The organism is Pseudomonas sp. GM33, from assembly GCF_000282295.1.
In the GTDB taxonomy this organism is placed as follows: Bacteria; Pseudomonadota; Gammaproteobacteria; order Pseudomonadales; family Pseudomonadaceae; genus Aquipseudomonas; species Aquipseudomonas laurylsulfatiphila.
Genome location: NZ_AKJO01000111.1, coordinates 1 through 24,853, shown reverse-complemented (window position 1 = coordinate 24,853; position 24,853 = coordinate 1). Strand labels below are relative to the sequence as shown.

Here is a 24,853-nt window from a genome sequence, read left to right as displayed (position 1 = left end):
GCGCATGGCGCAACACCCCTTTGAGCATGAAGTTTGGCGCCGCCCGGACGCGGCAGAATCGTTAGCCCTGCCTAGTCCGAACGGGTGATGTGCTGCGGTGACTGCTCAGCCGGGAAGCCGATCAGCGACAGTCGCCCCCCATGCGCACGAGCAGCGCTGAACGGTGCGGCTTGAGGTACGGGTTGATTTCACCGACCTGGCACGACGCCAGGTTCTGCAGTTCAGCCGCGAGAGGCTCTTGCAGGAACAGCAGCCCCGCCGGACGGGACCCGGACTGCAACTGCGCCACCGTCAGCGGCGCCACCGGCCGGCCCATGTAATAGACCAGGCGGATATCCGGCTCACCGAGGGTGTAAGCCTTCTGCCCCGGCTGGCTGTCGGCCAGCGTGGCAACCTGCTCAAGACCGCCGACCCGGTGCGACAACACCCGCGCTTCGACGAACATGTAGAACACCACGAACCCGGCCAGCATCACGTAGGGCACAACGGCCAGGACCGTGCGCCAGCGCCCCTTCAGTTCGTCGAGCAGCGCCGACCAGTGCATCGCCAGCAGCAACGCCATGGACGGATAGACCGGCAACAGGTACTTGCCATGCTTTTCGGTGAACAGGGAAAAAACCAGCAGCGGCAACAGGCTGCAGCACAGCAGCATGCCGGCCTCGCGGCGCGCGCGGATCATTGCCCAGAACTTGCGCGGCTGTACAAACACGATCAGCCAGAACGGGAAGAAATCACCGGCCAGGTACAGCAGATAGGCATACCAGGCCTCGGCGCCCTGCCCGTCGATCTTCTTCACGATGTCTTCGCTGATGATCGAGGCCCAGATGCCCCAGCCCTGGCTCACCGACACCGCCACGTACCAGGAACTGCCCAGCACCAGGGCAATCAGCCAGCCCCAACCGTCACACAGATAAGCCTTGGCCCGGGCATCGCGGTAGATCAAGGCATAGGTCAGGATCGGTGCCGTCACCCACAACAGGCAGACCGGCCCTTTGGTCAGCAGCGCGCAACCCAGCAGTACGTAGCTCAATCGACTCCACAAAGCCCGCCCCTGCAGGAAGATGAACTGCCAGGCTGCCAGCAGCGCGCCGAAGCACAGCAGGGTCAACAGCATCTCGATTTCCGAGCGCCGTGCGAACAGGCTGAAGGCACCGTTCGCGGCCAGGAACACCACGGCGAACAATCCGACCTGCCGCCCCGCCTGCCGGACGCCGTACAGATAGGTGCCAAAACAGCACAAGGCGGCAGCCAGCGCCGAAGGCAGGCGCACGCTCCACTCGGACAAGCTGCCCAGCACCGCCGTTGAAACCAGGCCGGCCCAATAGAAAAACGGCGGCTTGGAGAGATACAAGTCGCCGTTCATGTAAGGCAGCAGCCAGCTACCCGCCTCGCGCATTTCGCGCACGGTAACGGCGCGGCGGGCCTCGTTGACACTGAGGAACGGCACGCTGCCCAGTCCCCAGAAAAACAGCAACGCAACCGCGATGGCCACGAGCAACGTAATATTTCGGGTCGATAACGATCCGCGCATGACCTACTCCTTCAGGCATTTACTTTTGGCGATCAACTGCAGGTTGCGAAAGTAGACAAGGGAGCCAAAGGCCTGCCCGACGATGAACACCGGGTCCTCGCGGTAAATGGCATAAGCCAGCAACAAAGTGCTGCCGACGATGCTCAGGTACCAGAAGCTCACCGGGATCACGCTGCGCTTCTTGTACTCGCTGTACAGCCACTGCAGGACAAACCGCCCGGTAAAGGCGATCTGACCAACAAAACCGACGGCTAGCCAAAGGGCTTCGCGGGAGAGATTCATCCCTCTATCTCCTGGGCAATGGTGTTCAGCCGCGTGCGCTTGATCAGCCACCAGACACCGAACAAATCGAGAATGCCCACCAGCGCGCGGTCGAGGTTGCCGTATTTCGACACCCCGGCCGTGCGCGGCCGGTGGTTGACCGGGTGCACGATCATGCGCCCGTTGTGACGCTGGATCAGCGCCGGAATGAAGCGGTGCATGTGGTCGAAGTACGGCAGGCGCAGGAACGCCGTGCGCTCGATCAGCTTCAGGCCGCAACCGGTGTCCGGGGTGGCGTCCTTGAGCAGACGCCGGCGCAGGTTGTTGGCGAACCGCGAGGCGTAGCGTTTGCTCGCGGTGTCGCGGCGATTGACCCGGTGCCCGGCGACCAGCTGCACATCGGCCTTGCCCGGTTCGCCGCGTACCAGCGCCAGCATGCCGGGAATGTCCGCCGGGTCGTTCTGGCCGTCGCCATCGAGGGTCGCCAGCCATTGCCCGCGGGCCTCGCGGGCGGCGTGGTACAGCGACGTGCTCTGCCCCAGCGACCGCTCGTGATGGAGGATGCGCAGGGTGTTCAGGCCGCTCTGGCGGATCTGCCGCAGTTCCTGCAGGGTCGAATCGGTGCTGCCATCGTCGACGACGATGATTTCGTACGACTCATCGGCCAGCGCCACGCGGATTTCCTCAATGAGCGGCTTGAGGTTGTTCGCTTCGTTCTTGGCGGGAATCAGTACGGATACAAAAATGTCTTGGCTCATGGAGTCACTCTCGCCTTTATTGGATTTCTTTTATCAGAGGCGAATCAAGGTGTCGTACACCGGCCGACTCGATGCAGTACTCAGCTTTTCACGGCGATGACGCCAACAGTGCCCCGTCCCGTGGACACACTCGCGCGACCTCGCACACGGTGCCCGGCCGTTTGTAAAAATCGCGTCAATATTCCATGCACTTTTTGTCATCATTGCCCTGATGACACAGCGAATTCTGTTGCCATTGGCGCCTGCCCATCTAAAGTGCACCCACGCAAGTGAAAAACATGAATCGGCTAAGGATGCAGAACCATGAGCACTGAGCAAGAGACGACTTTTGACGAACCACGGCTCAACAGCACGGAAATCCGCATTCTGGGTTCGTTGATCGAGAAAAAGGCCACCAGCCCGGAAACCTATCCCCTGACCCTCAATGCGCTGGTGATCGCCTGCAACCAGAAAACCAGCCGCGAACCGGTGATGAACCTGACGCCGGGCCAGGTCGGCCAGAGCCTGCGCGCGCTCGAAGGACGCGGCTTCGCCAGGCTGGTGATGGGCAGCCGTGCCGACCGCTGGGAACACAAGGTCGACAAGGCCCTGGAACTGGTGCCGGCGCAGGTGATCCTGACCGGGCTGATGTTTCTGCGCGGCCCGCAGACCGTCAATGAACTGCTGACCCGCAGCGGCCGCATGCATGAATTCGAAGACGCCGAACAGGTCGTGCATCAACTGGAACGCCTGATTGCCAGGGGCCTGGCCGTGCTGATACCGCGTCAGGCCGGCCAGCGTGAAGACCGCTACACCCACGCCCTGGGTGATCCGGTGGATATCGAGGCAATCATGGCGGCCCGGCAGAACCCGTCCGAGCGCGGCAGCAGTGGGGTTTCGGTTGAAAGGATCGAAGAACTGGAAGCGCGGATTGCGGCGCTGGAAGAGCGGTTGGCACGGCTGGAATAGCCTGGATTTTTGCCTGGCACAAAACCTGTGGGCTGACTGACATTTGAGATTGACACAAAACCTGTGGGAGCGGGCTTGCTCGCGAAAGCGGATTGTCAGTCACGTCAATGCTGGATGTGCCGATGCTTTCGCGGGCAAGCCCGCTCCCACAGTGGATCGGTGGACCGACTGGCATTTGTGATTGACACAAAACCTGTGGGAGCGAGCTTGCTCGCGAAAGCGGATTGTCAGTCACATCAATGCTGGATGTGCCGACGCTTTCGCGGGCAAGCCCGCTCCCACAGTGGAGCTGTGGACTGACTGGCATTTGTGATTGGCACAGAACCTGTGAGAACTTACTCCCCGTCCCAGTAATCCACCCCATCGGCCTGCCGGGCCACCGCGACAAATCCCGATGCATTACCCTCGGCATCGACTTTGAAGTCATCCATCACGGCATATTTGCCGGAATCCGGGTATTCGCAGATCTCCGGCGATTGCTGGGTGCTGACGGCCAGATACCGCAACTCGCCGTTGCTGGTATTGATGATCTGATGGGCCTTTTCAGGCCCACCCGGTGGACAGGCGATCACATCACCGGCGCGGATTGGAAAACGCTCGTCTCCCAGGCGAACGTACCCTTCCCCGGCCACGACGTAGAACATTTCCTCATTGACCCGATGGCTGTGAAACGGACTGCCGCGCATGCCCGGCTCCAGCACATACAAGCGATATCCCAGCTTTTGCGCCCCGAGTTGCTGACCGACTCGGGCCAGACGCTGTTGATAGCGACCGGCGGTTTCACCGGTCGGCGCAAATCCTTCGGGCAGCGGTTCAAGCTCGACAGTGTTCAGATTGAGAATGGGCGGGTGCATGGACACCTCCTAGCTGCGGGCAAACGCCACGGCCTTCTGGAACTGCTCATCCGTCGGCCGTACACCGGTATAGAGCACAAATTGCTCCAGCGCCTGGATCGCGATCACTTCCAGCCCGGTGATGACCCGCTTGCCTTCGGCACGGGCACGCACGATAAGCGGCGTTTCCGAGGGGATCGCCACCACATCGAAGACGGTGTCTGCTTTTTCGATCACATCGCCCTCGAAGGCCAGTTGCTCGGCCTCCGGCCCTCCCGTCATGCCGATCGGGGTGACATTAACCAGCATCTGCGGGCGACGACTGCCCAACTCTGCCTGCCACTCATAGCCCAACGACTGCGCCAGAGCCTGCCCGGCGCGCTCGTTGCGGGCCACGATCAGGCCGTTCTCATAGCCGCCATCGCGCAAGGCGCTCGCCACGGCCTTGGCCATGCCGCCGCTGCCGCGCAGGGCAAAGCTCGAGTCCTTGGGCACCTGGTGTTTTTCCAGCAACTGGGCAACGGCGATGTAATCGGTGTTGTAGGCCTTGAGATGACCGTCGGTGTTGACGATGGTGTTGATCGATTGAATGGCGGCGGCAGAGGCGTCGAGTTCATCCACCAGGGCAATGCAGGCTTCCTTGAACGGCATCGACACGCCACAACCACGAATGCGCAGGGCGCGAATGCCGGCGACGGCGCCCGGCAGGTCCTGGCTGGCAAAGGCCTTGTAGTAGAAGTTCAGGCCCAGTTGTTCATACAGATGATTATGAAAACGCAGGCCAAAGTTCCCGGGGCGCCCTGAAAGGGACATGCACAGCTGGGTGTCTTTGTTGGGGTTCATCTGCATGGCAAAGCTCCTTCAAATGCACTTTTCGGATAGACGGGATTAGCCGTCCATCTGGATCTGATCGATCATGAAAGCCTGGACGCACGGGCTTGACCAGGTCGGTAAGAAAGTCGGTACAGACCTTACACAAAATTTACCTGGCGACCGTGCTGTTTTTCGAAAAAAAGCTGTCTTAGAAGTATCCCCGCGACAATCCCTGGGTCTATTGCAGACACAGGCGCCGGGCTGAAGAAACGAGGAACTATCATGATCCGTAAAATCCCCACAGTAGCCTTGCTGATCGGCGCCCTCGCTATCGCGGGACAGGCGCAAGCCCATGGTGGTGGTAATTACTGGCAGGGTCCGGCGGTGTTTGGCGCGATCGTCGGTACTGCCATCGTAGGTTCGGCTCTGATCAACGCCAACCGTCCGGTCTATGTCGCGCCGCAACCGGTCTACGCCCCACCGCCTCCGGTTTATTACGCGCCACCGCCCCCGGTTTACTACCAGCCGGCCCCGGTCTACGTGCAGCAACCGATCTACTACCGCCCGGCCCCGGTTTACTACGGGCCACCCCGTGGCTACTACGGCCCGCCACGTGGCTACTACGGCCCTCACTACGGCCGCTGGTAACGAACTCATCAAGCCCCGCTGAAACAGCGGGGCTTTTTTTGGGGCGTTCGCTGGTTTTGACTCGGACGCGGCCTCTTGTAGGAGCTGGCCTGCCAGCGATGGTCGTTAACGATAACGCGGGTGAACTGGATATACGCGGCGCGCTGGAGTCCATCGCCAGCAGGCTGGCTCCTACAGGTATTGCGTTATCGGTGTTTCCCGGGATTGTGTGAAGATCCTTTTTTATGCCCATTGGTCGGTGCAGGTCTGGATAAATCTCGCCAAGGTCGCTATCGGGACAATGCGTGCGGCAGAAACGGGCAAGATGGACTCGACCGGTTTTCTGCCGTGTGGCGAAAAACGGTCATATTTTTGTCATGACAGGTCCGCAAGCTCGGTGCTGTCCGTCGAAAACAGGTTGATAACAACAAGGACGACCACATGCCAACGCAAAACCCGCACCGCATCGTCGGTCTGTGCACCTCCAGCAAGGTGTACAACGCACTGACCGAACTCAAGCACCTGGAAGGTCATCGCAGCGCCAAGTTTCTCTCGCTGCTGACGCAAAACCTGGTGCGCAAGGGCCTGCTCAACGAGCAGGAAGTGGTAAATATGCTCGATCAGGTGGTCAACTGAGCGACCAACGGTCATTTGCCCCCGCTGGCATCAATGACCACTATCGAAAGCGTTGATTACTCCTCGAGGCACCCGGACCTTAAAGTAGCTCCACAGATTGATGGAGGTACTTTTCATGTCCCAGGTTCAGATCATGTCCGTTATCGGCAGCGCCGTCCCCGCACAGCTCAGAGAGTTGGGCATGCTCGCCTGCTGGTATCTGGTGCAGGACGGTGTGCAGATCAGCGGCCCGCTGACTTCGCTGCCCGCCGCCCGTGAGCTGTCGCAACGCATCGGCACCGGCCAGTCCGGCAGGTTCAGCGCCTAGGGCAGCTGCACCCGCGGTTTGGTTTCGATGAAAATGTCCCAGCTGGCCATGAACAGGGCCGCGATCAACGGGCCGATGACAAAGCCGTTGAGCCCGAAAATCGCCAGGCCGCCGAGGGTCGAGATCAGGATCATGTAATCCGGCATCCGGGTGTCCTTGCCCACCAGAATCGGTCGAAGCACGTTATCCACCAGGCCGATCACGAAGATCCCGAACAGACCCAGCACTACGCCCTGCCAGATCGCCCCGGTGAGCAGGAAAAACGCGGCCACCGGCACCCAGACAATCCCCGCCCCCACCGCCGGCAACAGCGACAGAAACGCCATCAACACCGCCCAGAGCAATACGCTGGGAATGTCCAGGAACCAGAAAATCAGACCACCCAGCGCGCCCTGTGTGATCGCCACCAGCAGGTTGCCCTTCACAGTAGCCCGTACCACGCGATTGAACTTGAGCTGCAAACGACGTTTCTGCTGTTCCTCCAACGGCACCGCCGCACGCACCTTGCGCGCCAGTTCCGCGCCGTCGCGCAGGAAGAAGAACAGCAGGTACAGCATGATGAAGAAACTGACGATGAACTCGAACGTGCCCTGGCCAAAAATGAAGGCCTGGGCGGCCAGTTCCTGCCCGCCGGTCATCGCACTCTTGACGATTTTTTCTCGCAAACCGTTCAGCTCGCCCATGCCGAAGCGGTCCAGCAGGTGCTGGAAATACGGCGGCAGGATGTGCTTGAACTGCGCCACGTACCCGGCGATGTCCAGTTCGCCGCTCTCGATGTTCTTGTAGAGCGCGGCCCCCTCCTGGATCAGGAGGATGCTGAGGACTATCACTGGCAGGATCGCGATCAACAGGCAGATGCTCAGCGTGAGCAGTGACGTGAGGTTGCGCTCCCAGCCGAACTTCAGCTGCAGCCGCCGTTGCAGCGGTGCAAAGAGGATGCCGAGGATTACCGCCCAGAATACAGCGCCGTAGAACGGCAGCAGGATCCAGATGAAGGCGATGCTCACCAGGGCCAGAAGGATCGTCAGCGATCTGTCTTTCAGGGTTTCTTCGTTCATATCCGATCCATGCCCGCCGGGACGCAACACTTGGGCCCTGATGTTTAGTCCGCTACGGCTCGCGCGAGTGCCATCTCTTTGTTGACCAGACATGGATCCAGGTCAATAAACGCTCCGTGCCGAGCGTTTATCCTGCGCGGCTTTTGCGACCGACACCGCCATGAACCTCACCGCGCCAGAACTGCTCGCCCCCGCCGGCACCCTGAAAAACATGCGTTATGCCTTCGCCTATGGCGCCGATGCCGTGTACGCCGGCCAGCCGCGCTACAGCCTGCGGGTGCGCAACAACGAATTCGACCACGCCAATCTCGCCCTTGGCATTCGCGAGGCCCAGGCACAGGGCAAGCGCTTCTACGTGGTGGTGAACATCGCGCCGCACAACGCCAAGCTCAAGACCTTCCTCAAAGACCTTGAACCGGTGATCGCCATGGCCCCCGATGCGCTGATCATGTCCGACCCTGGCCTGATCATGCTGGTGCGCCGGCACTACCCACAGATGCCGGTCCACCTTTCGGTGCAGGCCAATACGGTGAACTGGGCAAGCGTCGAGTTCTGGCAGCAGCAAGGCTTGAGCCGGATCATCCTGTCGCGGGAGCTGTCGCTGGAAGAGATCGCCGAGATCCGCGGGCAAGTGCCTGCCATGGAACTGGAAGTGTTCGTGCATGGCGCGTTGTGCATGGCCTATTCCGGGCGCTGCCTGCTGTCGGGGTACATGAACAGGCGCGACGCCAATCAGGGCTCCTGCACCAACGCCTGTCGCTGGAAATACACGGCGCAGCCGGCCACGGAAAACCAACTGGGCGAGATCGTGCAGACATTCGATCCCGAACCGACCCTGGGCATCGGCGCACCCACCGATCAGGTGTTCCTGTTGCAGGAAGCCAATCGTCCCGGCGAACAGATGCCCGCCTTCGAAGACGAACACGGCACGTACATCATGAACGCCAAGGATCTGCGTGCCGTGCAGCACGTCGAACGCCTGACGCAGATGGGCGTGCATTCGCTGAAAATCGAAGGCCGGACCAAATCGCACTTTTATTGCGCGCGCACCACCCAGGTTTATCGCCGGGCCATCGACGACGCGGTGGCGGGCCGGGCCTTCGACCGCGGCCTGATGAGCGACCTGGAATCCCTCGCCCAGCGCGGCTACACCGAAGGTTTTCTGCGTCGGCATGTGCATGACGAATACCAGAACTACCAGAACGGCAGCTCGGTGTCGGAACGGCAACAGTTTGTCGGTGAGCTGACCGGGCAGCGCCGGGATCGCCTGGCCGAGGTCAAGGTGAAAAACCGCTTCGGCGTGGGCGACCACATGGAGCTGATGACGCCCAAAGGCAACTTCCACTTCGATCTGCATCAGCTGCAGAACGCCAAGGGCGAAGCGATCGACGTTGCACCGGGGGATGGGCATAGGGTGTATTTACCGATACCGGATGCGGTGGATCTGCAGTTTGGGTTGTTGATGCGGGACGTAGGTGTGAACTGACCTTCAAATACACACAAAACCCTGTGGGAGCGAGCTTGCTCGCGATAGCGGTGTATCAGTCAATATTGTTAGCGACTGACACTCCGTCATCGCGAGCAAGCTCGCTCCCACAGGCTCTCCCACAGGTACTGCGTCAGGCAAATTCCTCGCGGAGCATCGCCACGAACGCCTCACGCGCCGGGTGCACCCCGGCGTTTTCGTGCCAGTAGAACAGGCTCTCGATGGCCGTCAGTTCGGGAAACTCAAACGCCACGCACCCCGCGCCCTTGGCGTATTGATCGAAAACCCCTTTAGTCACCAGCGCCACACCGGCCCCGGCGCTGACGCAACCGACAATCGCGCCATAGCTGGCCAGGCTGACAATCGGCAGCGCCAACCCATTTCGCAATAGCCAATGCTCCATCGCCGCCCGGTAAGGACAGCCCTGAGGCCAAAGGAACATCGTCTTGTCATGCAGGTCCGTCACGCTGCGCAACGGCCCCAGGGATGTCGAGGCGATCAGCAGCAACTCTTCGCGGTACATCGGCGTGCGCTTGAGGTGCGAACGCTCGACGTCGACCGCGACGATGGCGCCATCAAGCTTGTGATTGAGCGTGTCATCGAGCAACTGCCCCCAGGTGCCGGTGGTCAGCTCCAGCGCCACCTGCGGGAAACGCTTGTGGAATTTCGCCAGCAGGCGCGGCAACCGCCCGGTGGCCGACGACTCGATGGCGCCGATGCGCAACGGCCCTGAGGGTTCGGCCGAAGGGTCGACCGCCCGCTTGGCCTCGGCGGTCAGGGCGAGAATTTTCGAGGCGTAGGCCAGGAAGGTCTGCCCCGACGGGCTGATGCGCAGCCCTCGGCCTTCGCGCAGGAACAGCGCAACACCCAGCTCAGCCTCGAGGGCCTTGATCCGTGCCGTGATGTTGGACGGCACGCAATGTAGCAATTCAGCCGCGCGGGCAATGCTGCCGACGTCGGCCACGGTCTTGAACATGCGAATCTGTGCCAGCTCCATACATCACCTATAGTGAACGATTAGCGCAGTATAAGTCAGTTGTGGCGAACGATTGGCTTTCTGATACTCCGTGCATCAGCCCACAGGTGCACGACCATGACGCCGCTCACACCCTCCCTCGTTTCACCCTGGAAAATCATTCTGGCCATGGCGTTTGTCGTGGCGTGCTGGGGCTACTCCCCGACCGGCATTCATATCGGCTTGCAGGCCTACGACCCCGTGCACCTGGCCCTGCTGCGCTTCCTGCTGGCCTCCGTGTTCATGGCCGTGGTCGCGGTCTTCAAAGGCATTCGCCTGCCCAGCCTGCGAGACTTGCCGCTGATGTTCGGCCTGGGTTTCTTTGCCGTGAGCCTGCATCACGTGGCGATCAACTTCGGCCAGCAGGGAGTCAGCGCTGGCGCTTCGAGCGTCCTGGCCCAGACCACGCCGCTGTTCAGCACATTGATAGCGCGCTTCGTGTTCAAGGATCAGGTGAGCCTGTGGCGCTGGGGTTGTGTGCTGCTCGGGTTGTTTGGCGTGGTGATCGTGGTGGCGGGCGATCATGGCCTGGGCAGCATTGACGCCCACGGCTTGCTGATCCTGCTGGCGGCGGTGTCCTGGAGCCTCTACTTTGCCCTGCAAAAACATCACACCGGGCGTTACGACGGGCTGACGCTGGTGTGCTACACGGTGTGGTCCGGTACGGGGCTGCTGTTGATTTTTCTGCCCGGCCTGGTGGATCAAGTCGCCCTGGCGCCGATGCGCGTGCAGTGGGCGGTGATTGCCCTGGGGATATTCCCCAGTGCACTGGCGTACCTGGCCTGGGCCTATGTGCTGGCGCATGTCGATTTGAGCCGGGCGACCATGACGCTGTATTTGACGCCGCCGACGGCGATGGTGATGGCGTCCTATGCGCTCGGCGAACGGCCGACGTTAATGATCGTGGTCGGCGGGCTGGTGGTGTTGGCAAGTGTGCTGGCGTTGAATCTTGAGCGGCGGGCTGTGGTTGTTCAGGCTGTCAGGGTCTGATTCAGGTTTTTCGCTGTCAGGTCTGGCGCTATCGCGAGCAAGCTCGCTCCCACAGGTTTTTATGGATGCCGCGGTTCCTGAGCACGACCCAGAACCTGTGGGAGCGTGGCTTGCCCGCGATGAACGATAACGCGGTGTCACTGACTATCAGCTAGCCGAAAACCGGTCACGACTGTTGGTCAGGTGCAACCACATCGCCGCCCGCGCCGCGTCCGGGTCCTGGCGCTTGATGGCATTGAGGATCGCCTCGTGCTCAAGATTGGCCAGCTCGCCGAGCTTGCTCAAGTCCACCGCCCCCCGCTCGGCCGCATTGACCCGGGTGCGCGGGATCATGGCGCTGCCCAGGTGCTGCATGATTTCGGTGAAGCAGACGTTGCCGGTGGCTTCGGCGATCAGCAGATGAAAACGCCGGTCCGCTTCGACACAGCTGTCGTTGTTGGCCAGCAGGCTTTGATAGTCGTCCAGCGCTTCACGCATCTGCGCCAGTTGCAGATCGGTGCGGCGAGTTGCTGCCAGCGCCGCCGCCTGGGTTTCCAGGCCCATGCGCAACTCCAGAATGCTGCGCACCCCCAACGCCGTGTCGACATTCAGCCGCAGCCCCTGCTCCGGTGCGCGCTCGATCACGAACGTGCCAATGCCATGCCGGGTTTCCACCAGCCCCGAGGCCTGCAACTTCGAGATCGCCTCGCGCACCACCGTGCGACTGACCCCGTGCTCCTGAACGATGGTGTTTTCCGACGGCAGCTTGTCGCCGGGCAACATCTGGCCGAGCAGGATGCGCTGGGTCAGTTTCTCCACCAGGTCATGGGCCAGGTTGTGGCTGCGCTTGCGGGCGGGGGCTTCGAGGTCTTCTTGCATGAAGGTGTCCGGAAATCAGGGCTATCGAATCGTAGCACCGCGCCGGGCGGGAATCCTGAAAAATCTCGCTCAACTTGTATGACAACACTCAACAACTGGCCCATATTCATTCGTTTTAAAGGCCGCCAGTCACCGCCGTCAAAATAAAAAATCTCTAAAACAGCACCATTTCATTGGCCAAAGGCGGTTGCAAGATCAAAAAACCTAGTTGTATGATGTCTATCAACAACGCAACACCCAGCCTCACCCCGCATAAAAATAACGAGTGGGAGAAAACGCAGTGAATACATCCGTCTCCGGGATGCACGACGACGCCAATTCAGCGCTGAAGTCCGCCATCGCCAAAGTCAAACGTCACGTCTTGCCGCTGTTCGTCATCATGTTCATCGTCAATTACATTGATCGAGTGAACATCGGTTTCGTCCGTGCCCACATGGAACACGACCTGGGCATTGGCGCTGCCGCCTACGGCCTCGGCGCCGGTCTGTTCTTCATCGGTTATGCGCTGTTCGAAGTGCCCTCCAACATCCTTCTGCAAAAAGTCGGCGCTCGCATCTGGCTGACACGGATCATGTTGACCTGGGGCCTGGTCGCCGCAGGCATGGCGTTCATCCAGAACGAAACCCACTTCTACATCCTGCGTTTTCTGCTGGGCGTGGCCGAGGCCGGGTTCTTCCCCGGGGTGATCTACTACTTTACCCGCTGGTTGCCTGGCGTGGAGCGCGGCAAGGCGATTGCCATCTTCCTCAGTGGCTCGGCGATTGCCTCGCTGATCTCCGGCCCCCTGTCCGGTTTGCTGCTGCAAATCAGCGGACTCGGCATGCATGGCTGGCAATGGATGTACTTCATCGAAGGCATGTTCTCGGTGGGTCTGTGTGTCTTTGTCTGGTTCTGGCTCGATTCCAAACCCCACGATGCCAAATGGCTGAGCCGCGACGAGCAGGACGCACTGGTCAAGGCCATCGACGACGAACAACTGGCCCGCGAAGCCGCCACACCGATCAAGCCGTCACTGGGCAAACTGCTCAAGGATCGCCAGATCATCCTGTTCTGCGTGATCTACTTCTTCATCCAGCTGACCATCTACGCCGCGACCTTCTGGCTGCCGAGCATCATCAAGAAGATGGGCGACCTCAGCGACTTCCAGGTCGGAATGTTCAACTCGATCCCGTGGCTGCTGTCGATAGTCGGCATGTATGCCTTCGCCTCGTTGTCGGCCAAGTGGAAGCATCAGCAAGCCTGGGTCGCCGCGGCCCTGCTGATCGCCGCTGCCGGGATGTTCATGTCCACCACCGGTGGGCCGGTCTTCGCCTTCGTCGCGATTTGCTTCGCGGCGCTGGGTTTCAAATCGGCCTCGTCGCTGTTCTGGCCGATTCCCCAGGCTTACCTGGACGCACGCATCGCCGCCGGTGTCATCGCGCTGATCAACTCGGTGGGCAACCTCGGCGGTTTCGTCGCGCCGACCACCTTCGGTCTGCTGGAGGAACGCACCGGCTCCATCCAGGGCGGACTCTACGGCTTGGCCGCGACCTCGATCATCGCCGCGATCATTGTCTTTGCCGCACGCAACAAACCCAAGGTCGCCCCCGTCACCGCACCGGGCAAACCAGCGCCCCACCACGCCTGAATCATTGGTTTAAAAGGATAACGACATGACCGCACACGACATCGCCAAAGCCCCGATCATCACCAGCATGCAGGTTGTTCCGGTGGCCGGCCACGACGGCATGCTGCTCAACCTCAGCGGCGCCCACGGCCCGTTTTTCACCCGCAATATCGTGATCCTCAAGGACAACGCCGGCCACACCGGCGTCGGCGAAGTGCCAGGTGGCGAGCGCATTCGCCAGACCCTGGAAGACGCACGCAGCCTGGTGGTCGGCAGCCCGATCGGCACTTACCAGAAGATTCTCAACCAGGTACGCCAGGCCTTCGCCGACCGCGATGCCGGCGGTCGAGGATTGCAGACCTTCGACCTGCGCATCACCATCCACGCCGTCACCGGCCTGGAAGCTGCGCTGCTCGATCTGCTCGGCCAGCACCTGGACGTGCCGGTCGCCGCCCTGCTCGGCGAAGGCCAGCAGCGCGATGAAGTGAAGATGCTTGGCTATCTGTTTTATGTCGGTGATCGCAACGAAACAGACCTCGCCTACCGCAGCGAGCCAGACGCCGACAACGACTGGTTCCGCGTACGTCACGAAAAAGCCATGACCGCCGAAGCGGTGGTCCGCCTGGCCGAGGCGGCGCACGCGCGTTATGGCTTCAAGGACTTCAAGCTCAAGGGCGGCGTGCTCAGCGGCGACGCCGAAATCGAAGCGGTCACGGCCCTCGCCGAACGCTTCCCCGATGCGCGCATCACCCTTGACCCCAATGGTGCCTGGTCACTGAAGGAAGCCATCCGTCTGTGCCGCGATCAGCACCGCGTGCTCGCCTACGCCGAAGATCCGTGCGGGGCGGAAAACGGTTACTCGGGACGCGAAGTCATGGCTGAATTCCGCCGGGCCACGGGGCTGAAAACCGCAACCAACATGATCGCCACCGACTGGCGGGAGATGGGCCACGCGATCCAGTTGCAGTCGGTCGACATTCCCCTGGCCGATCCGCACTTCTGGACCATGCAGGGTTCGGTGCGCGTGGCGCAGATGTGCCACGAATGGGGCCTGACCTGGGGTTCACACTCCAACAACCACTTCGACATTTCCCTGGCAATGTTCACCCATGTCGCGGCAGCCGCGCCGGGCGAGATCACTGCCATCGACACCCACTGGATCTGGCAGGACGGCCAGCGCCTGACCAAGGCCCCGCTGCAAATCGTCGGCGGCTGCGTGCAGGTGCCGCAGAAACCGGGGCTGGGGGTCGAGCTGGACATGGATCAGGTCGCCAAAGCTCATGAACTGTACAAAGGCATGGGCCTGGGGGCGCGGGATGACAGCGTGGCCATGCAGTTCCTGATTCCCGGCTGGAAGTTCGATAACAAGCGGCCGTGCCTGGTGCGTTGAAACGCCAAGTGAGTTGAATCAAGGGTTGCGCGTGGCCGCCTGCTGGCGGCCGGTTTAAAAAGCGCTCGGAGCATAGCGCTTAACCCCCTAAAATGGCGCGCAACTGAATCAACGAAGGATTAAACCAACATGGACAGGCTGAAAACCATCGCCGCCGGCATGGCGATATTTGCCGCAGGCCAGTGCGTGGCACAGGATCAAATCGAGACGCTGGTGAACGCCGCCGTACAACCGGTGATGCAGGCCGAGGGTATCCACGGCATGGCCGTGGCGGTCACCGTCAACGGCCAAGCGCACTACTTCAACTATGGCGTCGCCTCGACGGAAACCGGCAGCCCCGTCACAAAAGACACCCTGTTCGAAATCGGCTCGGTCAGCAAAACCTTCACCGCCACCCTCGCCGCCTACGCCCAGGATACGGGCAAGTTGTCACTGTCGGACAAGGCCAGCCAGATTCTTCCGGCCTTGCGCGGCAGCGCTTTCGACAACATCAGCGTGCTGCAACTGGGCACCTATAGCGCCGGCGGCCTGCCGCTGCAATTTCCTGCCGAATCTGATTCGGCCGACAAAATGCTCGGCTACTACAAACAATGGAAACCGCTCTACGCCCCCGGCAGCCACCGACTGTATTCGAACCCCAGCCTTGGCCTGTTCGGCTACCTCGCCGCCCACAGCATGGGCCAGCCGTTTGATGACCTGATGGAGAAAACCCTGCTGCCGAAACTGGGCCTCAAGCACACCTATGTGCATGTACCACAGGACCAGATGGCGCTGTACGCCCAGGGCTACAACAAGGACGGCAAGCCGGTGCGAGTCACTCCGGGGGCGCTGGATTCCGAGGCGTACGGGGTGAAAACCAGCGCCTCTGACTTGCTGGCCTACGTCGACGCCAACATGAAGCCGGCGCATCTGGACAAGCCCTTGCAGCAAGCCATCGCCTTGACCCATAGCGCCTACTACAGCGTTGGCGACATGACCCAGGGCCTGGGCTGGGAGATGTATCGCTACCCGATCACACTGGATCGCTTGCTGGACGGCAACTCCACGCCGATGGCCATGCAGGCCCATGAAGTCCAGTGGCTGAACCCGCCGCAAGCGCAGCCACAGAACGTACTGATCAACAAGACAGGTTCAACCGGTGGCTTTGGCGCTTACGTGGCGTACGTGCCATCGAAGGAGATCGGCATTGTGATGCTGGCCAACAAAAACTTCCCGAATGCGCAGCGGGTCAGAATTGCGCATCAGATTTTGAGTGCGCTTGGCCAATAGGTCTGGTTCGCGCTCCCAGAGAAAAAACTGGAGGTTGATACTGATCAGTTAACACACGAAACCTGTGGGAGCGAGCTTGCTCGCGATGGCGTCGTAACAGCCAATATAAATGTTGAATGTCAGACCCCCATCGCGAGCAAGCTCGCTCCCACAAGTTAATTGCTTACCACCAGGATTCAGGGCCGAATCAATCATCCGGCATTTCCGGTGGTTTGGCGGGCTTGGCCGGTTTGCTGTTTTTCCCGGGCTTGGCGCCTTTGGCCGCCGGCTCGGCTTCAGCGACGGGAGCGGCCACTGTCGCGGTAAATTCTTTCTCGGCCGCCGGCAGTTGATCGACTGCGCTGAAGATCTCGTCCAGCTTGATGGTGTCCGATTGTTCCAGTTTCTTTTCGCCGTCCTTGCCGACCAGAATCACCTTGGTCTTGGCGCCGGCACCCAGCTTGAGCGAGCGGATCAGCGCCGCCGTGTCCTGGGGGCCGAGGTCTTTGCCGTCGCGCTGGCCCATCAGGTTGAGCACGGTGTAGAGCACCATGTTGCGGTCGGTGAAACCCTTGCGATTGGCCGGTTCATCCAGCGACTTTTTCAGGCTGACCCAGGTCGGATCCACAGTGCTTGGAGCGATGACAATCAGTGGTCGTGCCCTGCCCTTGTCCATGTCCAGCGGTGAGTCGCCATCGGCGGCGAACGAGGTGCCGGCAATCGCCAGCAAGATAGCCATGGTCAGTGACCTGATGAGCATGCGCATCTCCTTTTTGATATCCACGCTCTAATGATTGCGCATCGCGGCGATTGTTCCGGGTGACGTACCGCAAATTTTTTCGCCTTGTCCCAAGCTTAGGTCAGGGCAGTCATTGCGCAACAACTCGGGGTCATCTCGGGACTTACAAAGTTCAAGGCAGATCAAGGATCAAGCGGGTCGCAAGGGGTGCCCGGACAGGCACCGACTGGGCATTGCACCCGCGAAGGAGGTTGGCGTAACGAATTGAATCAGAACGCCAGTTTGTAGCCGATCAGCAACAGCATGGTCGCCAGGCAAGGACGCAGCAGTTCGTCGGAGATGCGCCCGGTCAGGTGGCTGCCCAGGTAAATCCCCGGCAACGAACCCACCAGCAAGTAACCCAGGACGTGCCAGTCCATGTTGCCCATGCTTGCATGGCCGAGGCCGGCGACCAGGGTCAGCGGTACGGCGTGGGCGATTTCAGTGCCGACCAGGCGGCGGGTCGGCAGCATCGGATAGAGAATGAACAGGGCCACGGTGCCCAGTGCACCGGCGCCGATGGACGTCAGCGCGACCATGGTGCCGAGGACCAGGCCAGTGATGACCGTCAGGACATTGAGGCGCGAGCCGCTGGGGTTGTAGTGGCCGCCAGCACGTTTGTGGGCGAAATCCAGCAGACGCTTCTTGAACAGGATCGCCAGTGCCGTGGCGAACAACACAAAGCCGAGAGCCTGCTTGATGATCGCGTTCATCGCATCGGGGCTGGAGTGCAGGCTGCTCAGGAACCACAACGTCAGTGCCACCGCCGGCACGCTGCCAAGGGTCAGCCAACCGGTAATCGCCCAGTCGATGTTGTTGTTCTTTCGGTGAACCAGTACGCCGCTGGACTTGGTGATCGCCGCGTAGAGCAAATCGGTACCGACCGCCGTCGCCGGGTTGATACCGAACCACAGCAGGATCGGGGTCATGAGCGACCCGCCACCGACGCCAGTCATGCCGACAATAAAGCCAACCACCAACCCGGCCACGACCAACCCGATGTTCACTAAATCCATTGATACGTCCACAAAGATCGCAGGGGAAATCTGGCCCGCAGCATAGCGATTTTTCTTATAACCAGTTATATCGATGCGATCTATCTTTATTCCGGAACCACCACCTCCCTGTGGGAGCGGGCTTGCTCGCGAAGGCGTAGTGTCAGGCAACATTAATATTGACTGACCCACCGCCTTCGCGAGCAAGCCCGCTCCCACAGGACTCACTGCACCGGCAGAAAATTCAGAAACAGCAGGCTCTGGGCATAGTTCAGACCGATGCGCCGGTAGCGCTCGTCGAGCATCTGGGTCAGCAGGTCCAGGCGGGCGACGATCTTGCCGAACTCGACGGCAAAGCTCAGGTTGCTGCCCTCCTCCGAGATTTCGTTGGAAAACAGCAGGGGTTGGCCTTGCTTGTCTTGTCTCTGGCTGAGGATCCAGGTGGCAATCTCGATGTTGCGTGCGGCATTGCTGACGAATACCGGGTTGATCGTATCGGTCATGTAGAACTCGGTGCGATTGCCATGGGCGGTCACCAGCATGCTGCCGATGGCATAGATGAACGCCCCGACCCGATCGCCGAGAAATTCCGGGCTCATGGCAAAACGCAGGGCCGCCAAATCCTTTTTGCTGCCCAGGGTCGGTAATGGCTGCTGCTGTTCAATGGCCATGCGTACTTGCTTGCCGGCCGTACGGGCATCGAGGAAACCGGACTTTTTCAGCTCATCGGGATTGCGCAGGTAGAGCTTGCCCATGAGCAGGTAAAGGCTGTCGAGGTTGTCGCGCATGGTCAGGGTGGCCATTCGGTCGACACTGGTCTGCAGGAACTCCTGGGGTTGGCCTTCGCGCATCTGGGTGAAGATGTCGCCGCCCTGCTGCGGGCTGCAACCGGTGACGAAGAACATCGACAGACCTGCCAGCAGCAGGCAATGACGGCGAATTTTTGTGCTGTTCGCGGGTGAAACTCGAGCCATGGGTTCTTGAACTTGGGCATGGGCCGACGGTGGGGATCGCCGCAGGCTGCCATGGATAGAGCCGGACATTTCGAAAAAGTGCAGTATCGGGCGACACCAATCGATCACTGGCAGGGGAATGTTCATAGAAAAAACGGATCAGAACATCATGAAACGGTACACACTCCCTGTAGGAGCTGCCGCAGGCTGCGATCTTTTGACTTTGATTGTTCAAGATCAAAAGATCGCAGCCTGCGGCAGCTCCTACAACACCGTATACACACAGGAGGTTTGCATGCGCACGCTTCAATTGGCTGGCGCCCAGGTGCCCGTCATTGGCCAGGGCACCTGGCAGATGGGCGAGGACCGCTCTCGGCACAGGGAAGAAGTCGCGGCACTGCGCCTGGGCATCGAACTGGGCATGACCCTGATCGACACCGCTGAAATGTACGCCGAAGGCGGCGCCGAGGAAGTGGTCCGCGAAGCCATCGCCGGCCAGCGCGAGAGCGTCTTCGTGGTCAGCAAGGTGTACCCGCACAACGCCAGCCGCCATGGCATCCCCCAGGCGTGCGAGCGCAGCCTACGCAGGCTCGGTACCGATTACATCGATCTGTATCTGCTGCATTGGCGCGGCCAGTATCCGCTGCAGGAAACCGTCGACGCCTTCGAGCGCCTGCGCGAAGCCGGCAAAATAGGGCGTTGGGGCGTGTCCAATTTCGACCTCGACGACCTGCTGGAACTGGACGCCCCGGCCTGCGCCACCAATCAGGTGCTCTACAATCTGGAGCAGCGCGGCATAGAATTTGACTTGTTACCCTGGAGCCAACAGCAACGGCTGCCGGTCATGGCTTACTGCCCGATCGGTCAGGGTGGAAAAATGCTCGCCAATGCCACGCTCAAGCAGGTGGCCGCCCGGCACGGCGTGACGCCAGCACAGGTGGCGCTGGCATGGATAATGCGCCAGGACGGCATGATCGCCATCCCCAAAGCGGTCCGGCCCGAACATGTGCGACTCAATGCCCAAGCCGCCACGCTGCAACTTGAACCCGGGGATCTGGAGGCGCTGGACCACGCGTTTCATGCGCCACAACGCAAACAGCGGCTGGCCATGGTCTGAGCCAACGCAGTCAGAGAGCTTCGCCATGAGAAGCACCGACCACCTGGACCCGTTCAATCTGCAACGCTTTCTCCAGGCTCAGGACCCGGTATTCGACCGGGTTCAAGACGAGCTGAACAACGGACACAAGCGCAGCCACTGGATGTGGTTCATTTTTCCGCAGTTTGCCGGGCTCGGCGGCAGCGAGATGTCGCGCCGCTTTGCCATTCGCTCGCGAGAGGAGGCCCTGGCCTACCTTGAGCATCCGTTGCTCGGCGCCCGCCTGCGCACCTGCACCCAGGAAGTGCTGAACGTCCGAGAGCGCTCGGTGGCCGGGATTTTCGGTCATCCCGACGACCTGAAATTTCATTCCTCGATGACCCTGTTCGCCCAGGTCGATGCCGCCGACAGCCTTTTCCAGCAAGCCTTGAACCAGTACTTCCACGGCATCCTGGATGACTGGACCTTGTCGCTGATGGACTCAAAACAGGCCCAACTGCCCCCCAATCAGGGTTGAGAAGTCGTCGTCGACAAACGGCAGTATCGCGTCCGCCACCGGTTGCAGTTGCCGGGTGATGTAGTGGTCGTAATCGATGGGCGCGCTGCGCACTTCCAGCGGTTCGGGGCCGGCGACGGTGATCACGTAGCTGATCCAGCCGCCGTTCTGGTATTGCCGCGGGCGACCCTGGCTGTCGTTGTACTCATCGGCCAGGCGCGCCGCGCGTACGTGGGGCGGGACGTTACGCTGATAGTCATCGAGGGTGCGGCGCAGGCGTTTGCGATAAACCAGCCGGTCATCGAACTCGCCGGCCAGGGTCTTGCGCACGTAGTCACGCACGTAATCCTGATAGGGCTTGCGCAGGAAGATCCGCGAATACAGCTCTTGCTGGAATTGCCGGGCCAGCGGCGACCAGTCGGTGCGCACGGTTTCCAGGCCCTTGTAGACCATTTCGTCGCTGCCATCGGCGCGAGTCACCAGTCCGGCGTAGCGCTTTTTGCTGCCTTCTTCGGCACCGCGAATGGTCGGCATCAAAAAGCGCTTGTAGTGGGTCTCGAACTGCAATTCGAGAACGCTTTGCAGGCCGTATTCCTGCTGCACATGCTCGCGCCACCACTGATTGACGTGTGCCACCAGCGCCTGGCCGATCTGTGCCGCCTCCTGCTGGCCGTGGGCGCGACGCAGCCAGACGAACGTCGAATCAGTGTCGCCGTAAATCACTGCATGCCCCTGTGCCTCGATCAACTGGCGGGTGCGCAGCATGATCTCGTGCCCGCGCAAGGTGATGGACGACGCCAGGCGCGTGTCGAAGAAGCGACAACCGCTGGAGCCGAGCACCCCATAGAACGCGTTCATGATGATTTTCAGCGCCTGGGACAGCGGTGCGTTGTGTTCGCGCTTGGCGGTTTCCCGGCCTTCGGCGACCCGGGCGACGATGGAGGGCAGGCAATGACGGGTGCGGGAAAAGCGCGCGCCACGAAAGCCCGGCACCGATTCGCTGTCATCCGGATGCTTCAGCCCTTCTATCAGCCCCACGGGGTCGATCAGGAAGGTACGGATGATCGACGGATAGAGGCTTTTGTAGTCGAGCACCAGCACCGATTCGTACAGCCCCGGTTGCGAATCCATGACGAAACCGCCCGGGCTGGCTTCAGGTGGCTTGCCACCGAGGTTCGGCGCAACGAACCCCTGACGGTGCATCAGCGGCATGTACAGGTGGGTGAACGCTGCCACCGAACCGCCCATGCGATCGGCCGGCAGACCGGTGACGCTGGCCCGCTCCAGCAGGAAGGTGAGCAACTCGGTCTTGGCGAAAATCCGCGTGACCAGTTCGCAATCCTTGAGGTTGTATTTGGCCAGCGCCGGTTTGTCCTCGGCGAACATGCGATTGATTTCGTCCATGCGCTGGTACGGGTTGTCGATGGACTTGCCCTCGCCAAGCAGGGTTTGCGCGACGTTTTCCAGGCTGAACGAGGGGAAACTCCAGGTCGCCGAACGCAGGGCCTCGATACCGTCGATGATCAGGCGGCCAGCGGCTGAAGCGAAGTAATGGTTGCCGTTGCCATGTTCGCGCCACTGCATTTCCTCGCCGCCACGCCCCAGTTTCAACGGCACCGCCAGGCGCCGGGCGTGTTCGTGAAGCACGCGCAAGTCGAACTGCACGACGTTCCAGCCAATGATCGCGTCGGGGTCGAACCGGGCAAACCATTCGTTGAGCTTTTTCAGCAGCAGGGTCCGCGAATCGCAGTACTCGAGCTGGAAATCCACCTGGCTATCGTCGCCATTGGGCGCGCCGAGCATGTACACCTGACGCTCGCCGCAGCCTTCCAGGGCAATCGAATACAATTCGCCCTGGGCCGTGGTCTCGATGTCCAGGGACACCAGTTTCAAGCTCGGCCGATAGTCGGGATCGGGCTTCATCTGAGCGTCGAGCAGCAGGCCCTCGGCATTCGGCGTGCCACTGAAGCGCACCGGCGCTGTGATGAAGCGTTCCATCATGTAGCGTTCCGGCGGGCGCACGTCGGCTTCGAACACTTCGACGCCGGCCCGGCGCAACGCGGTTTCCAGGCGCATCAACTGGCCATGTTGCTGGCAGTAGAGCCCGAGAACCGGGCGATGGTCGAAATCCTGCAGGGCCAGGGGCCTGAGCTCGACGTTCTTCTCGTCATGCAAAACGCTTTCGGCCTGCAGACGCTGCGCAGCAGGGATGAACGCCACCGAGGGCTGGCAAGGCAAGCGGATGCGCCGGGGACCGCTGTCGGTCGCCAGCCAGAACTCGACTTCCGTACCGGCCGGGGTGTCGCGCCAATGCCGGGTCAGGACGAAGCCCTGCTGTAGATCCACCACTGCAAACCTCAACGTTGATTCAGAGGGGGATTCTACCTGTCATCGGCAGGGATAGCGCGTATGGCCCCGGGATTCGGGATGAACATAAATCCTGTGGGAGCGAGCCTGCTCGCGAAAGCGGACTTACAGCCAACATCATCATTGAATGTTGAACCGCTTTCGCGAGCAGGCTCGCTCCCACAGGTAAGTTGCTAGCCGGAAATAAGAGGTTTACCGAAGAAAAACCGCCGAATGACGTTTTTTGCGTGTTATCTGCCGCTTTCGCCCTTGCCCTGAGCGCCTGCGTCTACGATTCTTCAAGGACAACGACAACACCCGAGTAACCACCATGAAAACCGTCGCCCAACTGCTCAAGCTCAAAGATCAGAAGAATCAGGAAGTGCACCAGATCAAACCCGATCACATGGTGCTCGAAGCGCTGATGAAGATGGCCGAGAAAAACGTCGGCGCCTTGCTGGTGGTGGAGAATGATGAAGTGCTGGGCATCATCAGCGAACGGGACTATGCGCGCAAACTGGTGCTGCACGGCCGCTCCTCGGTGGGCACGCCCGTGCGCGACATCATGGTGTCGCCGGTGATTACCGTCGACACCCACCAAACCGTGGATACCTGCCTGGGCATCATGTCCGATAGACGCCTGCGTCACTTACCGGTGGTCGAAGGCGGCAAATTGATCGGCCTGCTGTCGATCGGTGACTTGGTCAAGGAAGCGATTGCCGAACAGGCGGAGCTGATTCGCCAGCTGGAGCAATACATTCGCGGGGAGTAAATCCGGACACAACATTCACCCGAAAACCTGTGGGAGCGAGCTTGCTCGCGATAGCGGCCAGACATTCAACATAGATGTCGACCGACATGGCCCCATCGCGAGCAAGCTCGCTCCCACAGGGTAAGTGGTGTTTTCAGACTGGCCAATGCCGGGCGAACACCGGTGCCAGAGCCGGGTGGCGGTCGATTCGTTCCAGCCAGGCGAAAAACCCGGGCCGCGCAGTGCGCAAATGTTCCCGACTGCCCGCCCATCGCGAGATCACCGCCGTCAGCACATCCAGGGCCCCTGGCTTCTCGCTGCCCAGATACAGCTCGCCCGAAAACTGGTCGGCAAACACCTCCCAACTCCAGTGCAGGCGCCGGCGGGCTCCCTCCATGAGATTCTGCCTGGACGACTCATCCGCCCCGGCCAGCCAGCGCTCGGGATAATCGATGATGCCGATGGCCGCATAGCAATTGCTGACGATGTACGCCATGGCGCGAATGGCCTGGTCCCGCTCGGCCGGGTCCTGGGGCAACAACCTCGACGCGGGAAAGCTCAGCCCGAGGTGAATCAGGATCGCCAAGCTCTCGGTCAGGACAGCGCCATCGGGGAGTTGCAGGGTTGGAATCTGTTTGAGCGGATTGAGTTTCTCCAGCGCATGGGCCGCCTCCGCGGACGCCTCGACATCGATGAAGCGATAAGGAACATCACAGAGTTCAAGGGCGGCCTCGATGGCCGCGGCCCCGGAGTTCTGATGGCCGTAGAGCTGGTACATAATCGTCTCCTTGCACACCGCGATCTCTGTAGTGCCTCATCATCCGTCCCGGCAGAGGAACGCGCCAGCTTTCCAGTGTAGAAGCCACCACCTGCCACACAGCGACCATCCGACGATCGCACCATCAAGCTCACAAGAGGTATGGCGCAGGTCCTATCACTGCCATCGATGTTCACCATCACCTCAATGAAGTTCTCTTAAAAAATCCGCGGCGTAACATCTGCTCCATACCCACCCATAAGCACCCCGGAGCACACGATCATGAAACGCCAGACCCTCCTCAGCATCGCTTTCT

Annotated in this window: 25 protein-coding genes; 12 read left to right on the top strand and 13 right to left on the bottom strand. The window is 60.8% G+C overall.

Annotation, left to right across the window (positions count from 1 at the left end; translation table 11 throughout):
• Positions 1–121: 121 nt before the first annotated feature.
• The 3 genes from PMI26_RS09060 to PMI26_RS09070 are packed head-to-tail and all read right to left on the bottom strand — an operon-like array spanning position 122 to position 2,550.
• Positions 122–1,531, bottom strand: a complete 1,410-nt coding sequence (locus PMI26_RS09060) for an ArnT family glycosyltransferase (protein ID WP_007976858.1) — start codon at positions 1,529–1,531, stop codon at positions 122–124.
• Positions 1,532–1,534: 3 nt separating this feature from the next.
• The gene (locus PMI26_RS09065) at positions 1,535–1,813 is read right to left on the bottom strand and encodes a lipid-A-disaccharide synthase N-terminal domain-containing protein (RefSeq protein ID WP_007976857.1); all 279 of its coding nucleotides are present in this window, start codon (positions 1,811–1,813) and stop codon (positions 1,535–1,537) included.
• Positions 1,810–2,550 (bottom strand): glycosyltransferase family 2 protein, encoded by a 741-nt coding sequence (locus tag PMI26_RS09070; RefSeq protein ID WP_007976855.1) that lies wholly within the window; start codon positions 2,548–2,550, stop codon positions 1,810–1,812. The genes PMI26_RS09065 and PMI26_RS09070 overlap by 4 nt, the downstream gene beginning before the upstream one ends.
• A gap of 303 nt (positions 2,551–2,853) precedes the next feature.
• Between PMI26_RS09070 and PMI26_RS09075 the strand changes: the two genes are divergently transcribed.
• A complete protein-coding gene (locus tag PMI26_RS09075; protein ID WP_007976853.1) occupies positions 2,854–3,498 on the top strand; it encodes a YceH family protein in 645 nt (214 codons plus the stop codon).
• A 335-nt stretch (positions 3,499–3,833) separates the two neighbouring features.
• On the opposite strand, the gene PMI26_RS09080 is transcribed toward PMI26_RS09075, so the two are convergent.
• A complete protein-coding gene (locus PMI26_RS09080; RefSeq protein WP_007976851.1) occupies positions 3,834–4,352 on the bottom strand; it encodes a cupin domain-containing protein in 519 nt (172 codons plus the stop codon).
• 9 nt (positions 4,353–4,361) lie between these two features.
• The gene (locus PMI26_RS09085) at positions 4,362–5,180 is read right to left on the bottom strand and encodes a shikimate 5-dehydrogenase (protein ID WP_007976850.1); all 819 of its coding nucleotides are present in this window, start codon (positions 5,178–5,180) and stop codon (positions 4,362–4,364) included.
• 246 nt (positions 5,181–5,426) lie between these two features.
• Between PMI26_RS09085 and PMI26_RS09090 the strand changes: the two genes are divergently transcribed.
• The 3 genes from PMI26_RS09090 to PMI26_RS09100 all read left to right on the top strand — a co-directional run bounded on the left by PMI26_RS09090 (position 5,427) and on the right by PMI26_RS09100 (position 6,714).
• On the top strand, positions 5,427–5,792 hold the full coding sequence (locus PMI26_RS09090; protein ID WP_007976847.1) for a hypothetical protein: 366 nt from the start codon (positions 5,427–5,429) through the stop codon (positions 5,790–5,792).
• A gap of 420 nt (positions 5,793–6,212) precedes the next feature.
• On the top strand, positions 6,213–6,407 hold the full coding sequence (locus tag PMI26_RS09095) for a hypothetical protein (RefSeq protein ID WP_007976845.1): 195 nt from the start codon (positions 6,213–6,215) through the stop codon (positions 6,405–6,407).
• 115 nt (positions 6,408–6,522) lie between these two features.
• Positions 6,523–6,714, top strand: coding sequence for a hypothetical protein (locus PMI26_RS09100; RefSeq protein ID WP_007976842.1), 192 nt, complete (start codon positions 6,523–6,525; stop codon positions 6,712–6,714).
• Here PMI26_RS09100 and PMI26_RS09105 read toward each other — a convergent pair.
• Positions 6,711–7,772 carry an AI-2E family transporter gene (locus tag PMI26_RS09105; RefSeq protein ID WP_007976839.1) on the bottom strand — a complete coding sequence of 354 codons (1,062 nt, stop codon included), beginning with the start codon at positions 7,770–7,772 and terminating at the stop codon, positions 6,711–6,713. The two genes, PMI26_RS09100 and PMI26_RS09105, sit on opposite strands and share 4 nt — an antisense overlap.
• A gap of 160 nt (positions 7,773–7,932) precedes the next feature.
• Here PMI26_RS09105 and trhP point away from each other — a divergent pair, with 160 nt between their 5' ends.
• The gene (gene trhP, locus PMI26_RS09110; RefSeq protein WP_007976837.1) at positions 7,933–9,258 is read left to right on the top strand and encodes a prephenate-dependent tRNA uridine(34) hydroxylase TrhP; all 1,326 of its coding nucleotides are present in this window, start codon (positions 7,933–7,935) and stop codon (positions 9,256–9,258) included.
• Positions 9,259–9,391: 133 nt separating this feature from the next.
• On the opposite strand, the gene PMI26_RS09115 is transcribed toward trhP, so the two are convergent.
• Entirely contained in the window at positions 9,392–10,255 is an 864-nt protein-coding gene (locus PMI26_RS09115; RefSeq protein WP_007976835.1) for a LysR family transcriptional regulator, read from the bottom strand.
• Positions 10,256–10,351: 96 nt separating this feature from the next.
• Here PMI26_RS09115 and PMI26_RS09120 point away from each other — a divergent pair, with 96 nt between their 5' ends.
• Positions 10,352–11,263, top strand: a complete 912-nt coding sequence (locus tag PMI26_RS09120; protein ID WP_007976833.1) for a DMT family transporter — start codon at positions 10,352–10,354, stop codon at positions 11,261–11,263.
• Positions 11,264–11,410: 147 nt separating this feature from the next.
• Here PMI26_RS09120 and PMI26_RS09125 read toward each other — a convergent pair whose 3' ends face one another.
• The gene (locus tag PMI26_RS09125) at positions 11,411–12,121 is read right to left on the bottom strand and encodes a FadR/GntR family transcriptional regulator (protein WP_007976831.1); all 711 of its coding nucleotides are present in this window, start codon (positions 12,119–12,121) and stop codon (positions 11,411–11,413) included.
• 280 nt (positions 12,122–12,401) lie between these two features.
• Between PMI26_RS09125 and PMI26_RS09130 the strand changes: the two genes are divergently transcribed.
• The 3 genes from PMI26_RS09130 to ampC all read left to right on the top strand — a co-directional run bounded on the left by PMI26_RS09130 (position 12,402) and on the right by ampC (position 16,386).
• Positions 12,402–13,748, top strand: a complete 1,347-nt coding sequence (locus PMI26_RS09130; RefSeq protein ID WP_007976829.1) for an MFS transporter — start codon at positions 12,402–12,404, stop codon at positions 13,746–13,748.
• Between the two features lie 25 nt (positions 13,749–13,773).
• Positions 13,774–15,117 (top strand): glucarate dehydratase, encoded by a 1,344-nt coding sequence (gudD, locus tag PMI26_RS09135; protein ID WP_007976826.1) that lies wholly within the window; start codon positions 13,774–13,776, stop codon positions 15,115–15,117.
• Between the two features lie 159 nt (positions 15,118–15,276).
• A complete protein-coding gene (gene ampC, locus PMI26_RS09140; RefSeq protein WP_443200851.1) occupies positions 15,277–16,386 on the top strand; it encodes a class C beta-lactamase in 1,110 nt (369 codons plus the stop codon).
• A gap of 187 nt (positions 16,387–16,573) precedes the next feature.
• Here ampC and PMI26_RS09145 read toward each other — a convergent pair whose 3' ends face one another.
• The 3 genes from PMI26_RS09145 to PMI26_RS09155 form a co-directional block, all read right to left on the bottom strand.
• Positions 16,574–17,125: a DUF4174 domain-containing protein gene (locus PMI26_RS09145; RefSeq protein WP_007976822.1), complete on the bottom strand. Its 552-nt coding sequence runs from the start codon at positions 17,123–17,125 to the stop codon at positions 16,574–16,576.
• A 248-nt stretch (positions 17,126–17,373) separates the two neighbouring features.
• Positions 17,374–18,159, bottom strand: a complete 786-nt coding sequence (locus tag PMI26_RS09150) for a sulfite exporter TauE/SafE family protein (RefSeq protein ID WP_007976821.1) — start codon at positions 18,157–18,159, stop codon at positions 17,374–17,376.
• A gap of 203 nt (positions 18,160–18,362) precedes the next feature.
• On the bottom strand, positions 18,363–19,112 hold the full coding sequence (locus PMI26_RS09155) for a hypothetical protein (protein WP_033048055.1): 750 nt from the start codon (positions 19,110–19,112) through the stop codon (positions 18,363–18,365).
• 274 nt (positions 19,113–19,386) lie between these two features.
• On the opposite strand from PMI26_RS09155, the gene PMI26_RS09160 reads away from it, so the two are divergent.
• Together PMI26_RS09160 and PMI26_RS09165 are read left to right on the top strand one after the other, a co-directional pair.
• Positions 19,387–20,208, top strand: a complete 822-nt coding sequence (locus tag PMI26_RS09160; RefSeq protein ID WP_007976817.1) for an aldo/keto reductase — start codon at positions 19,387–19,389, stop codon at positions 20,206–20,208.
• Between the two features lie 25 nt (positions 20,209–20,233).
• On the top strand, positions 20,234–20,704 hold the full coding sequence (locus tag PMI26_RS09165) for a DUF1810 domain-containing protein (protein ID WP_007976815.1): 471 nt from the start codon (positions 20,234–20,236) through the stop codon (positions 20,702–20,704).
• Here the strand turns inward: PMI26_RS09165 and PMI26_RS09170 are convergent.
• Entirely contained in the window at positions 20,669–23,029 is a 2,361-nt protein-coding gene (locus tag PMI26_RS09170; protein WP_162130291.1) for a DNA polymerase II, read from the bottom strand. The two genes, PMI26_RS09165 and PMI26_RS09170, sit on opposite strands and share 36 nt — an antisense overlap.
• Before the next feature lie 331 nt (positions 23,030–23,360).
• Between PMI26_RS09170 and PMI26_RS09175 the strand changes: the two genes are divergently transcribed.
• Positions 23,361–23,801, top strand: coding sequence for a CBS domain-containing protein (locus PMI26_RS09175; RefSeq protein ID WP_007976812.1), 441 nt, complete (start codon positions 23,361–23,363; stop codon positions 23,799–23,801).
• A 133-nt stretch (positions 23,802–23,934) separates the two neighbouring features.
• On the opposite strand, the gene PMI26_RS09180 is transcribed toward PMI26_RS09175, so the two are convergent.
• Positions 23,935–24,558 (bottom strand): glutathione S-transferase family protein, encoded by a 624-nt coding sequence (locus tag PMI26_RS09180; RefSeq protein ID WP_007976810.1) that lies wholly within the window; start codon positions 24,556–24,558, stop codon positions 23,935–23,937.
• Positions 24,559–24,853: the final 295 nt, after the last annotated feature.

Coding starts and splice junctions, on each gene's coding strand:
- PMI26_RS09060 (WP_007976858.1), bottom strand. CDS start 1,531: ATGCGCGGATCGTTATCGACCCGAAATATTACGTTGCTCGTGGCCATC.
- PMI26_RS09065 (WP_007976857.1), bottom strand. CDS start 1,813: ATGAATCTCTCCCGCGAAGCCCTTTGGCTAGCCGTCGGTTTTGTTGGT.
- PMI26_RS09070 (WP_007976855.1), bottom strand. CDS start 2,550: ATGAGCCAAGACATTTTTGTATCCGTACTGATTCCCGCCAAGAACGAA.
- PMI26_RS09075 (WP_007976853.1), top strand. CDS start 2,854: ATGAGCACTGAGCAAGAGACGACTTTTGACGAACCACGGCTCAACAGC.
- PMI26_RS09080 (WP_007976851.1), bottom strand. CDS start 4,352: ATGCACCCGCCCATTCTCAATCTGAACACTGTCGAGCTTGAACCGCTG.
- PMI26_RS09085 (WP_007976850.1), bottom strand. CDS start 5,180: ATGCAGATGAACCCCAACAAAGACACCCAGCTGTGCATGTCCCTTTCA.
- PMI26_RS09090 (WP_007976847.1), top strand. CDS start 5,427: ATGATCCGTAAAATCCCCACAGTAGCCTTGCTGATCGGCGCCCTCGCT.
- PMI26_RS09095 (WP_007976845.1), top strand. CDS start 6,213: ATGCCAACGCAAAACCCGCACCGCATCGTCGGTCTGTGCACCTCCAGC.
- PMI26_RS09100 (WP_007976842.1), top strand. CDS start 6,523: ATGTCCCAGGTTCAGATCATGTCCGTTATCGGCAGCGCCGTCCCCGCA.
- PMI26_RS09105 (WP_007976839.1), bottom strand. CDS start 7,772: ATGAACGAAGAAACCCTGAAAGACAGATCGCTGACGATCCTTCTGGCC.
- trhP (WP_007976837.1), top strand. CDS start 7,933: ATGAACCTCACCGCGCCAGAACTGCTCGCCCCCGCCGGCACCCTGAAA.
- PMI26_RS09115 (WP_007976835.1), bottom strand. CDS start 10,255: ATGGAGCTGGCACAGATTCGCATGTTCAAGACCGTGGCCGACGTCGGC.
- PMI26_RS09120 (WP_007976833.1), top strand. CDS start 10,352: ATGACGCCGCTCACACCCTCCCTCGTTTCACCCTGGAAAATCATTCTG.
- PMI26_RS09125 (WP_007976831.1), bottom strand. CDS start 12,121: ATGCAAGAAGACCTCGAAGCCCCCGCCCGCAAGCGCAGCCACAACCTG.
- gudD (WP_007976826.1), top strand. CDS start 13,774: ATGACCGCACACGACATCGCCAAAGCCCCGATCATCACCAGCATGCAG.
- ampC (WP_443200851.1), top strand. CDS start 15,277: ATGGCGATATTTGCCGCAGGCCAGTGCGTGGCACAGGATCAAATCGAG.
- PMI26_RS09145 (WP_007976822.1), bottom strand. CDS start 17,125: ATGCTCATCAGGTCACTGACCATGGCTATCTTGCTGGCGATTGCCGGC.
- PMI26_RS09150 (WP_007976821.1), bottom strand. CDS start 18,159: ATGGATTTAGTGAACATCGGGTTGGTCGTGGCCGGGTTGGTGGTTGGC.
- PMI26_RS09155 (WP_033048055.1), bottom strand. CDS start 19,112: ATGGCTCGAGTTTCACCCGCGAACAGCACAAAAATTCGCCGTCATTGC.
- PMI26_RS09160 (WP_007976817.1), top strand. CDS start 19,387: ATGCGCACGCTTCAATTGGCTGGCGCCCAGGTGCCCGTCATTGGCCAG.
- PMI26_RS09165 (WP_007976815.1), top strand. CDS start 20,234: ATGAGAAGCACCGACCACCTGGACCCGTTCAATCTGCAACGCTTTCTC.
- PMI26_RS09175 (WP_007976812.1), top strand. CDS start 23,361: ATGAAAACCGTCGCCCAACTGCTCAAGCTCAAAGATCAGAAGAATCAG.
- PMI26_RS09180 (WP_007976810.1), bottom strand. CDS start 24,558: ATGTACCAGCTCTACGGCCATCAGAACTCCGGGGCCGCGGCCATCGAG.